Source organism: Actinophytocola sp., from assembly GCF_036378875.1.
Lineage (GTDB): Bacteria > Actinomycetota > Actinomycetes > Mycobacteriales > Pseudonocardiaceae > Actinophytocola.
This window is the reverse complement of the sequence record NZ_DASUVO010000073.1, coordinates 33,205-45,263: the sequence shown is the minus strand read 5'-3', so window position 1 is coordinate 45,263 and position 12,059 is coordinate 33,205. Positions and strand designations below refer to the sequence as shown.

Genomic DNA, 12,059 nt, shown 5'->3' with positions numbered 1-12,059 from the left:
CTCGGGCTATACCCGCGACGTGTCGACCGGTCCGGTCTCCGCCGCCGCGACCACGTCCAGCTCCTCCTCGGACATCTGCTCGACCTCGGCGGTGATCTCGGCCTCGATCACCGAGGCCAGGTCCGTCACCGTCGGCCCTTCGAACACGGCGCGGATCGGCAGGTCGATCTCGAACACCGACCGCAGGTCCGCGATGAGGCGAATGGCCAGGATGGAGTTGCCGCCTGCCTTGAAGAAGTGCGTGTTCGCGCCGACCGGCGTGCCGAGCAACTCGGAGAAGATCCGCGCGATCCGCTCCTCGACGACGCCGCACGGCGCGACGAACTCGGCGGCCTCCGCCGCGTCGAACGGCGGCAGCGCGGCCTTGTCGACCTTTCCGTTGGCGTTGAGCGGAATCCGGTCGACCACCGCAATCCCGTCCGGGACCATGTAGTCGGGCAGGCGCCCCGCGCAGTGCTCGGTCAACGCGGTCACCAGGCCGGCCGTGTCCGCGACCGCCGGCACGCACCAGGCGAGAAGGCGCACGGAGTCCGCCGGGCCGTCCGAGGCGACCACGACCGCGTCCCGCACATCGGGGTGGCTGGTGAGCACGGCGGTGATCTCCCCGGGTTCCACCCGGTAGCCGCGGACCTTGACCTGGTCGTCCTTGCGTCCGATGAAGTCGACGTCGCCGTCAGGCAGCGTCCGGACGAGGTCGCCGGTCCGGTACAGGCGGGTGCCCGGTGCGCCGAACGGTGCCGGCACGAAGCGGTCGGCGGTCAGCCCCGGGCGGTTCAGGTAGCCACGCGCGAGCCCAGCGCCGCCGATGTACAGCTCCCCGACCACACCGGCCGGCACCTCCCGGAGGGCGTCGTCGAGGACGTACATCTCGATGTCCGGCAGCGCGCGCCCGATCGGCACCGAGTCGCCAGCCACCACGTCGACCGGATGGACACAGGTGCCGACGGACGACTCCGTCGGGCCGTACTCGTTCACCAGCCTGCCCGGTCCGAGCACCCGCGCCCACCGTCCGGCCAGCTCGACCGGCAGCGGCTCCCCCGCGACGACCACGACCTGGGCCAGGTCCGCGAGCCACTCCTCGGGCAGTTGGTCGGTCAGGATGCGCAGGTGTCCCGGTGTCAGCTTCAGGAAGCTCAGCGGGGCCGCGTCCGACAGCAGCCTGCCGAGGTCGGCGAGATCGAGATCCGGTGGCAGCAGGTGTACGGGCTGCCCGGAAAGCAGCGGCGCCCACAGGTTCGGCACCACGAGGTCGAACGACACCGACGAGAACACCGCGCCACCGCCGCCGGTCACCACGAGCTCGCTGGTGGCCCACCGCAGGTGGTTGGCCAGGCCGCCGTGCGTGATCTGCACACCCTTCGGCCGGCCGGTCGAACCGGACGTGTAGATCACGTACGCGAGCAGGTCGGGATCGTTCACCCGGTCCGGCGCGCCGGCCGGCTCCGCCGCGATGAGGTCGACGTCGGTGTCCAGCGCGACCACCGCACCGCCGAACGCACCAACGCGGTCCCGATGAAGCGAGCGGGTCACGACCACCGGCACACCGGCGTCGGTGAGCATGAAGGCGATCCGGTCCGCCGGCAGTGCCTGGTCGACCGGAAGGTAGGCCGCACCCGCCTTCCACACCCCCAGCAGCGCGGCCATCAGCTCGACGCCGCGCTCCAGGGCCACGGCCACGACCGAGTCGGGACCGGCGCCCCGCCGCCGCAGGTGGTGGGCGATCCGGTTGGCACGGTCGTCGAGCTCGGCGAAGGTCACCCGCTCGGCCCCGGCGACCAGGGCGACCGCGTCGGGGGTGGCGCGGACCTGGCGCTCGAGCAGGCGGGGCACGGAGCCGAACCCCGCGGCGATCCGGCGGGCCGCGCGGCGCACGGCCTGCTCCCCGCCGTCGAGGTCTATTTCGGACAGACGGGTCTCCGGATCGGTCACCGCGGCCGACAGCAGCCGGCCGAAGTGGGACGCGAGCCGCTCGATCGTCGACCGTTCGAACAGCGCCGTCGCGTACTCGAACCCGCCGACGTACCCGCCGTCCGGCTCGCGGCGCAGGTACAGGGTGAGGTCCGTCTTCGCGATGCGGGCCAGTTCGACGAGCGTGCCGAGGTCGTCCGGATGTGCCGCCGAGCCGGTCAGCCGCTCGTCGTGCAGGTCGAAAGCGACCTGGTACAGCGGCGTGCGGGCCAGGTCGCGCTCCGGGGCCAGCTCGGCGACCAGCCGCTCGAAGGGCACGTCCTGGTGGGCGAAAGCGTCCCGGCACGTGTCACGCACCCCGGAGAGCGCGTCGCGGAACGACGACTGCCCGTCCAGCCGGCAACGCAACACCAGGCTGTTGAGGAAGAAGCCGACGACGTTCTCGATCTCGGCACGGTCGCGTCCGGACACCGGCGTGCCGACCGACACGTCCCACTGGCCGGTGTGACGGGCCAGCAGGGCGGCGAAACCGGACAGCAGCGTCATGAACGGCGTGGCGCCACAGCCACGGCCGAGTTCGTCGATGGCGTCCGCCACCGCGGGTTCGATCGTGACGGGCACCATCGAACCCTTGCCGTCGCGGGCTTCCGGGCGTGCCCGGTCGGTGCGCAGCGCGAGCGGAACAGCACCGTCCAGCACACCACGCCAGTGCCGCAGTTCCTTCTCGACGTCCGGGCCCGCCGCGCGCTCCCGCTGCCATGCCGCGTAGTCGGCGTACTGCACGGACAGCTCGGGCCACGCCGGTGGGCGATCCTCGCGTGCCGCGGCGAGGGCTTCGCGGAAGTCGCGCGTGAGGACCGCCGCCGACCAGCCGTCGCCGATGATGTGGTGCATCGAAACGACCACCAGCCGCTCGCCCGCCTCGTCCGCCGCGGTGAGCACCGCACGCACCAACGGCCCCTCGACGATGTCGAAACCGCGGTCGAGCTCACGGTCGAGCTCGGTGACCAGGTCGTCGCCGGTGACCGCGAGAACGCGCAGCTCCATCGGCTTCGGTGGGTCGATGACCTGGGCCGGTTCCCTGCCATCGTCGGTGAACCGCGTACGCAGCGACTCGTGCCGCTCGACGAGCGCGTCCAGTGCCCGCCGGACGCACTCGTCCGCCGTGTCGCCCGGCACCCGCAGGAACAGCGGCGACACCCACTCCCGGCTCATCGGTCGCAGCCGGTCGAGCAGCCACATCCGGCGTTGCCCGGTGGACAGCGGCAGCGGGCCGGTCCGCGCGACCGGGCGGATCGCATCGGCCACCCGCGCACGGTCCGGTGTCAGCAGCGCGGCCTGCCCGGCGATCGTCGTGGCCGACAGCAGCCGGCGCAGGTCGATCTCAACGCCGGTGGCCTTGCGCAGCCGGTTCGCGAGCCGGGTGAACTGCAGGGAGGAGCCGCCGAGCTGGAAGAAGTCGTCGTCGACCCCGACCGCGTCGACCCCGAGCAGCTCGCACCAGACCCGTGCCACGGTGCGCTCGGCGTCGGTGCGCGGCATGACCCGCTCGGCCGTGTCCTGCTCCGGGGCCGCGAGCGCCGACCGGTCGATCTTGCCGCTTGCCAGGCGTGGCAGGCGTTCCACGGCCACGAACGCCGACGGCAGGTGCGTCGCCGGCAGCCGCTCGGTCAGGTAGGCGCGGAGGTCACCGACCGGGTGCTCGGTGGGCTCGTAGTGTGCGACGAGCCGCGTCGCACCGTCCGGGGCGGCGAACGGGCCGACGGCGACGGCACGGATGCCGGTATGGGCCGCCAGCGCGGCCTCGACCTCACCCGGCTCGACACGCACGCCGTTGATCTTGAGTTGGGTGTCGACGCGGCCGAGGTACTCCAGGTACCCGTCCGCGCGCCACCGCACCAGGTCGCCGGTGCGGTAGAGCCGCGAGCCGGCCGGTCCGAAGGGATCGGGGACGAACGACGCGGCCGTGCGCCCTGGCCGGCCGAGGTAGCCGCGGGCGACGCCGACACCGCCGGCGAGCAGCTCGCCGCTGACCCCGATGTCGACCGGGTTGCCATCGTCGTCGGCGACCAGCACGCGCATGCCGGGGATCGGCCTGCCGATGGGCACCGGTCCGGACCGCTGTGCCGGGTCGAACCGGTAGGCGGTGACGTCGATGGCGCACTCGGTCGGCCCGTAGGTGTTCCACACCTCGACCTCGCCGGGCACCAGCTCGAGGAACCGGCCGACCAGCTCGGCGTGCAGCGGCTCCCCCGCGCAGGTGAGCAGCCGCAGGTGGGCGCACCGGTCCCAGCCGTCCTCGGCCACCAGCGCCCGCAGCACGGAGGGCACCACCTGCAACACGGTGACGTCGTGCTCGGCGACCGCGCCGACAAGCGCCGCCGGGTCCTGTTCCGCGCCCGGTGGGGCGAGTACCACCGTGCCACCGCACACGAGCGGCGCGAAGATCTCCCAACCGGCGGCGTCGAAGGTCAGCGCGGTCTTCTGCACGACGCGGTCGGCGGCGGTCAACCCCTGGCCGTGCACGGCCCAGTCGACGCGGTTCGCGATGCCGGCGTGGGTGACGACAACGCCTTTCGGTGTGCCGGTGGAACCCGAGGTGTGGATGACGTAGGCGGCGCCGTCCGGTTCGAGCTCCGCGATGGCGGTGGCCGGCGCGAGGTCTTCTCCGATGTCGTCCGGCACCACCGTGACCACGCCCGGCGCCGCGAGCCGGGCCGCCGAGTCCTCGGTGGCGAGCAGGATCCGGACCCCCGCGTTACGCAGCACCATGGCGTTGCGCCGCACGGGGTGGTCCGCGTCGAGCGGCAGGTAGGCACTACCGGCCTGCCACACGGCGAGGAGACCGGCCACCAGGTCGACACCGCGGGGCAGGCACACCGCGACCGGTGACTCTGGTCCGGCACCCGCCGCGCGCAACGCGGCGGTGAGCCGGCCGGCCCGCACCGCCAGCTCCGCGTAGGTGCGGGTGCCGTCCGCGCCGGCGACGGCGACCGCGTCCGGGGTGGCCGCGGCCTGCCGCGCGACGAGCTGAGGGATGGTCGTGGTCATCGGGAGATCCTCCAAGCGGGTGGTCGCGGTCGGCTCAGGCATAGCCGCCCCATTGGGCTAGCAACCGGCGCTTGTCGTCGGTCGCGAGCAGCTCTCCCACCGGACGTCCCGGGTCGTCGGAGAAGCCGTGCAGCACGGCGGTGAACCGGTCGAACAACGCGTTCGCCGCGCCGGTGGCGAACGCGTCGGGCCGGTGCCCCAGCCACAGGCCCAGCTCCTCGCCGGGAATGACGACCATGCGCAGCGGGTAGTGCGTCTCGTCCTCCAGCCCGTACGAGCTGATGCGGAGATCGCCGAGTTCGTCCGGCCACACCGACGGGTCGAGCGGGTAGTTGACGACCATCGTGGTGGTGTCGAACAGGCTCCGGCCGCCGCCGAACCCGGCCTGCCGCTGGATCTCGGCGAGGGAGAGGTGGTGGTGGGGCAGCAACGCCGCCTGTTCGTCCTGTACCCGCCGCACGAAGGACGCCAGCGACTCGTCGTGCCGGAGGCGGACCCGCACCGGGATGGTGTTGGTCAGCAGCCCCACCATGTCGCGGACGCCGGGCAGCTCGGGCGGCCGCCCGGACACCGAGGTGCCGAAGATGACGTCCGTCGAGTCGGTGAGCCGGGACAGCACGAGTGCCCACGCGCACTGGGTGACCGTGTTGAGGGTGACGCCGAGCGTCCGGCACCGCCGCGTCAGCGCGTCGGTCCTGTCCACGTCGATGGTGCGCCGGATCTGCCGGTGCGGTGCCTGCGGGCCCAGTGTGTCCGCGGTGTGGACGTGGCAGGGACCGGCCACGTCGGACAGTGCGGCCGCCCACGCGTGCCGTGCGCCGTCGTCGTCCTGTCGTGCCAGCCATTCGAGATAGCGACGGTACGGCGTGACTGTGGGGAGGTCGGGCACGTCCGCGCCGTAGTGTGCGAACAGCTCACGCAGCACGGTGCCGGTGGACCAGCCGTCCCACAGGATGTGGTGGGTGGTCAGCACGAGCCGGTGCCTGCGCGCGCCGAGCCGGATCAGCAGCAGGCGCAGCATCGGCGGCTTGGCCATGTCGAACCGTTCCACGCGCTCGCGCGCCCCGAGCTCGCCTGCCATCCGCTCCCGGTCCGACTCGTCCACATCGGACAGGTCAGCCGTCGACCACGGAACGCCTACCTCGCCGGGGATGACCTGGACGGCCGTGCCGTCGTCGTCGAAGGTGAACGCGGCCCGGACGTTGTCGTGGCGGGCGAGGACCTTCGCGGCCGCCGAGCGCAGCCGAGCCGGGTCGAGGTCGCCGTCGATGTCGATGCGCACCTGGGAGGCGTAGACGTCCACATCGGACTCGGTGAGCAGGTTGTGGAACAGGAACGCCTCCTGCATCGGGGCGAGCGGCAGGATGTCGACCGCGCCGGGGTACGCCGCGCAGAGCTGGTCGACCCGTTCCTGGGTCAGGTCCGCGAGCACGTCGGACTCCAGCAGCCCGCCCGCCGCCGCGGTGCCAGCGTGGGTCACGATCCCGGCAACCGCCTCGCGCCACAACGCGAGCAGATCGTCCACATCGGACTCGTCGAGGAGCCGCGCCGGCCACGTCAGCATCAGCGTCGTGCGTGCGCCCGTCGGTGAGTCGTGGGTGACCGCGTCGGCGCCGAGCACGTTCGGCATGGGCATCCGCGGGTCGGCACCGCCCGAGAAGCTGTCCTCGCCGCCGGTGATCTCCCAGTCGGCGGTGCCGGACGACCGGAAGCGGCCGAGGTAGTTGAAGTACAGGCGGGGCCCTGGCAGTGCCGCGAGCGTCTCGCCCGCCAGCGGGTCGAGGTGACGCAGCAGCCCGAACCCGATCCCGTTGTCCCGCGCGCCACGCAGCTGCCGGCGAACCCGCTTGAGCGCGGCGCCGACCGCGGGGCCACCCGCCTCGACCTCGGTCCACGGCATGGCGCCCGGCGCGATCCGTGCGGGGTGCAGTGTGGTGAACCAGCCGACGGTTCGGTCGAGGACGACCCCTGGCGCGATCTCCTCCCGGCCGTGTCCCTCCAGTTCGACGAGCACCCCGTCGGCGTAGGACCCGGTCCGCCGCTCGCGCCACCGGGCGAAGGCCAGCGCCAACGCGGTCAGCAACGCGTCGCCGACTGTGGCGTGGAAGCGTGCGGTCACGGTGTCCAGCAGCGCGTCGCCGACCTCGGGAGGCAGGGTCTGCCGGACGGTCCGCGCGGTGCCGAAGGTGTCGACCTCGGGGTCGGGGTCCGGCGAGAACGCAGGATCGGGCGTGCTCAGCACGCCGGTCCAGTGTGGCAGTTCGTCGCGGTACGTTCCGGCGGCCGCGGTGGCCGCGAGCAGTTGTGCCCAGGAGCGCATCGAGGTCGTGACCGGGGCCATGGCGCTCGGTGGTCCGGCCGCCGCGATCGCCAGGTCCTGCAACAGAACGCGCCACGACACACCGTCGACCACGAGGTGGTGCACGAGGAGCAGCAGCGTGCCCGGTGCGGCCGGCCCGTTGTCGAACCACACCGCCTGGACGACCGCGCCCGACTCCGGCGAGAGGCGCCGCCACGCGGCGGCACGCGCGCTCGCGACCTCCGCCGCCAGCCGGTCGGGGCCGAACCCCGTGGCGTCGACCCGGCGCAGCCACCCGTCGCGCGGAGCGGTCCCGGGCGGGTGGACGTCGAGCACCGGCTCGGGATCGTGCCGCAGTCGCATCCGCAGCGCGTCGTGGTGGTCGACCAGGGACAGCAGGGTGCGCTCGAGCGTGTCGAGCGACAGGCCGGCCGGGGTCCTGACGGTCACCGCCTGGTGGAAGCCGTCGATGGGCGCACGGCCCGCTCCCGCCCAGTGCATGATCGGGGTCAGCGGCATCGGCCCGGTCGCGTCGGGCTCGTCGACGGCGATCACGTCGAGCTCGCGGGCGACCTCGGCGAGGCCGGCGGCCGTCGGGTGGGCGAACACGTCCCTGGCCGTGAGCCCGAGCCCGTGCCGGCGGGCGAGCGAGACCAGCTCCAGCGCGACGATGCTGTCCCCGCCACGGTCGAAGAACGACTCGTGCGGACCGACACCGGAGATCCCGAGAGCCTCGTCGAGCAGTCCACAGAGGACCTGCACGGCACCGGTGGCGACCGGTGCCGCGGCTGGTTCCGGCCGCACGCTCTCCGGTGCGGGCAGGGCGCGCCGGTCCACCTTGCCGGCCGGCGTCAGCGGTATCGCCGGCAGGACGATCACCGTGTCCGGGATCATGTGGTTCGGCAGCGACCGCTGGGCGAACCCGCGCACCGCGTCCGGGTCGACGGACGCGCCGTTCTCCGCCACCACGTACGCCAGCAGCCGCTTGCGGCCACGCGGACCCTGGTCCGCCACCACGACGGCCGCGTCGATCCCGTCGAGTGCGGTGAGCACCGCCTCGACCTCCCCTGGCTCGATGCGGGCGCCGCGGATCTTGATCTGGTCGTCGACGCGGCCGACGTACTCGAGCATGCCGTCCGGACGCCACCGCACGAGGTCGCCGGTGCGGTACATCCTGGCGCCGGGCGGGCCGTAGGGGCACGGCACGAACCGGTCCGCGGTCAGGCCGGGACGCCGCAGGTAGCCGCGGGCCAGGCCGGCGCCGGTGACGAAGAGCTCGCCCGCGGTGCCGGGGATGGCCGGCCGCAGATCGTCGTCGAGCACGTAGACGCGGACGTTCCGCAGCGGGGTGCCCATGTCGGGGCGGTCGTCGCCGGTGAGCGGCCTGCTCCCGGACGTGCCGACGCCGGCCTCGGTGGGGCCGTACATGTTGAGCAGCCGGCGGCCCGGTCCCCACCGCCGGCACAGCCGCTGGTCGGTGTCCTCGCCGCCGACCAGGATCGTCTCGAGGTCGGGCAGCTCGATCTCGGGGACGTTCGCGAGCAGCGCCGGCGGGAGCGCGATGTGCGTGATCCGCTCCTCACGCAGCATCCCCGCCAGACGGTCGAACGGCAGCTCGGCGGCCGGCGGCGCGAGCACGAGCGTGCCGCCCGCGACGAGCGCCGGCCAGATGTCGGCCACGGAAGCGTCGACACCGGGCGACACGAGCTGCAGCACGCGACTGTTCTCGTGCATGCCATAGCGGGGGATGTTGTCCGCGATCATGTTGCACAGCGCGGAAAGCGGCTCGACGACGCCCTTGGGTGTTCCGGTCGAACCGGACGTGTAGATCACGTACGCGGGGTTCGCCGGGTCGGCCTTCCGGCGCGGCACGGGTGGTTGGTCGTCCGGTCCGTCCTCGACGAGGAGGACCGCCGCGTCCGCCGGCAGTACCGGCCGGGTGGCGGCGTCGGTGACCACGCGGCACGCGCCGGAGTCGTCGAGCAGGAAGGCGATCCGCTCGGGCGGGTTCCCGAGGTCGATCGGCAGGAACGCCGCGCCGGCCTTGAGCACGGCGAGCATGGCCACGATCAACCCCGGCTCCCTGGGCAGGACCAGCGCGACGACGTCCTCGGGACCGACTCCCCCGGCGGCCAGCCGGTTCGCCAGCCGCTCGGCCAACGCGTCCAGCTCGCGATAGGTGAGCTCGGTGGTGCCGTGGACCACCGCCACCGCGTCGGGTGCGTGCCGCACGCGTTCCGCGACCCGCTCCGCGACGTCCCCCGCCGGGACCGGGTGCGCGGTGTCGTTCCTGCGCACCAGCAGTTCGTGCCGCTCGTCGCCGGTGAGCAGGTCGAACGACGCCAGCGACCGGTCCGGGTCGGCCACGACGGCCTCGGCGAAGGCGATGAGGCGGTCGGCGTGCTCGGCGACGCCGCGTCGGCCGTGCCGCTTCGGGTCGGCTTCGAACAGCAGCGACATCGGGCCGTCGTCCTGACCGTAGATCCCGATCGACAGGTCGATCGGCGGGCCCGCCGACAGGTTGCGCACGGTGGCGGGCGTGCCAGCGAACCGGAACTCCTCCGTGAAGGGCATGAAGTTCACCAGCGGACCGAGAAAGCCGCCCTCGCCCCGGTTCACCGCGAGTTCGCGGCACACCTCGTCATGGCGGAAACGCTCGTGGCCAAGGGCCTGCCCGAGCTCGTCCGCGACGCACCGGACCAGCCCGGTCAGTGTGGTCGCCGCCGTGACGTCGAGGCGCAGCGCGATCGTCGTGGCCGCCATCCCGGGGGTGCGCCGGGCGGACAGGCTCCGCCGCCCGCTCACCGGCAGGCCGACCACGACGTCCTGCCGGCCCGTCAGCCGCCGCAGGTAGCCGGCGACGGCGGCGACCATCACCATCTGCCAGGTGCCGCCGGCCCGCTCGGCCACCGCACGCATCCGGTCGATGCCGTCCTCGCCGAGCGCCCGCGTGCCGCGCCAGCAGACGACGCCCGGCTCCGGCTCGGGAGCACCGATGGCCGGCACCCGCATGGACTCGGGCCGGTCGGCGAACTTGTCCGTCCAATAGCGACGGTCCCGTTCGAACGCGGCGGAGTCGCGGTAGCCCTCGTCGGCGTCGAGCAAGGTGGTCAGTGGCAGCAGGACCGGCTCGGTCCTGGCCGAGCCGGACACGAGCGTCGTGTAGCGGTCGGCGAGCGTGCGGTGCAGCAGTCGCATCGTGTACGCGTCGGTGACGATGTGGTGCATGCGGCAGTAGAACCGGAATCGTCGTTCGCCGAGCCGGATCAGCGCGGCCGCCGAGAGCGGGCCGACGCCGAGGTCGACCGGTGTCGCGAGGTCGGCACGCATCCAGTCCTCGGCACGCCGGTCCGGGTCCGGTTCGCCGGTGAGGTCGACGATCCGCGGCGGGACGTCGTCGGCGGACGTGATGACCTGGCACAGCCCGTCCTCGTCGACGATGCGCTCGACCCGCAGCACGTCGGCCTCCGCACGCACCTCGCGCCACGCGGCGGCGAAGGCGTCGACATCGACGGGCCCTTCGATGTCGAGCACCTCGGCGCAGTTGTACCTGCCGCCGCTCTCGTCGAGTTGGTGTGCGAGCCACACACCCTTCTGTGCGGCCGAAAGCGGCAGCCTCTTCCCGTCGCCCCGATCACCCGGCTCAAGCATGCGGCACACGGTGCCAACCGGGGCTATGCCGCTGCTATACCCGGCTGATATTGGGTCGCTATAGGGCCGGCGCGACAATGAGAATGCGTGAACAACCCATCGGACCAGGAAAAACCACGGTCGGTCGCCGTCATCGGCGCCGGCGGCACGATCGCAGCGCTGGCCGAGACGAGAGCGGACTTCGCGACCTACCAGGGGGGCGCGCTCACGACGGGCGAGCTTCTGGACTGGCTGCGGCCCGAGCTCGACGACGTCGCGCTGACCGAGCCGGTCGACTTCGCCGGCGAGACAGGCGGCTGCCGCACGCTGCGCGACTACCACGCGATGTCCACGCTCGTCGACGAGCGGCTCGAGCATGCCGACGCGGTGGTCGTCCTGTGTGGCACCCGCGCTCTCGAGGAGCTGGCCTACTGGCTCGACCTGACCGTGCGCAGCCCGAAACCCGTCGTCGTCACCGGCTCGCTACGCCCGTGGCAGGCGTTCGGCAGCGACGGGCAGGCCAACCTGTACAACGCGGTCGTGCTCGCGGCCTCCGGCCGTACGACCGGGTTCGGCACTGTCGTGATGCTCAACGACCGGATCCTCGCCGCGCGCGAGGCGACCAAGGCGAGCACGTTCCGGCTCGACGCCTACGAGAGCCGGGAATGGGGCGTCCTCGGGACGATCGACGGGGCGAACATCCGGCTGCTCCGCGCACCGGCGCGACGCCGGCGGCACGGCACGCCGCGCTGGCACACACCGTTCGACCTGTCCACTGTGGCGGCCACCGAACTTCCACGCACCGAGATCGCCTACTCCTATGTGGACGCGAGCGGCGACGCGATCGCCGCGTTCGCCGCCGCGGGCGCCCGCGGGATCGTCATCGCGGGCGACCCGTCCGACCGGCAGGGGCCGGCGGTCAAGGACGCGATCGTCGGGGGTGCCGTCATCGTCGCCGCCAACCGCAACATCGCGGGTGCCGTGTACGAGACGGGAGTGCCGGGGATCATCTCCGCGGAGGACCTCCGGCCGCAGAAGGCCCGGCTGCTGCTGACACTGGGGCTGGCGATGACCGGTGATCTCGATCTGCTGAGGTCCTGGTTCCAGGAGTTCGGTGTGCCCGAGTTCGGCTGATACACCTCCCGGGGGCGGTCACCGTCGCGCGGTTCCG

General features: G+C 72.9%; 3 protein-coding genes. 1 reads left to right on the top strand and 2 read right to left on the bottom strand.

The annotated features are described in order from the left end of the window. Window positions 1–6: 6 nt before the first annotated feature. Entirely contained in the window at window positions 7–4,959 is a 4,953-nt protein-coding gene (locus VF106_RS20380; protein WP_330841348.1) for a non-ribosomal peptide synthetase, read from the bottom strand. 34 nt (window positions 4,960–4,993) lie between these two features. Continuing rightward, complete coding sequence (locus VF106_RS20375; protein ID WP_330841347.1) at window positions 4,994–10,909, bottom strand: non-ribosomal peptide synthetase; 5,916 nt, start codon at window positions 10,907–10,909, stop codon at window positions 4,994–4,996. A gap of 87 nt (window positions 10,910–10,996) precedes the next feature. Here VF106_RS20375 and VF106_RS20370 point away from each other — a divergent pair, with 87 nt between their 5' ends. After that, a complete protein-coding gene (locus VF106_RS20370; RefSeq protein ID WP_330841346.1) occupies window positions 10,997–12,022 on the top strand; it encodes an asparaginase domain-containing protein in 1,026 nt (341 codons plus the stop codon). Window positions 12,023–12,059 lie beyond the last annotated feature (37 nt).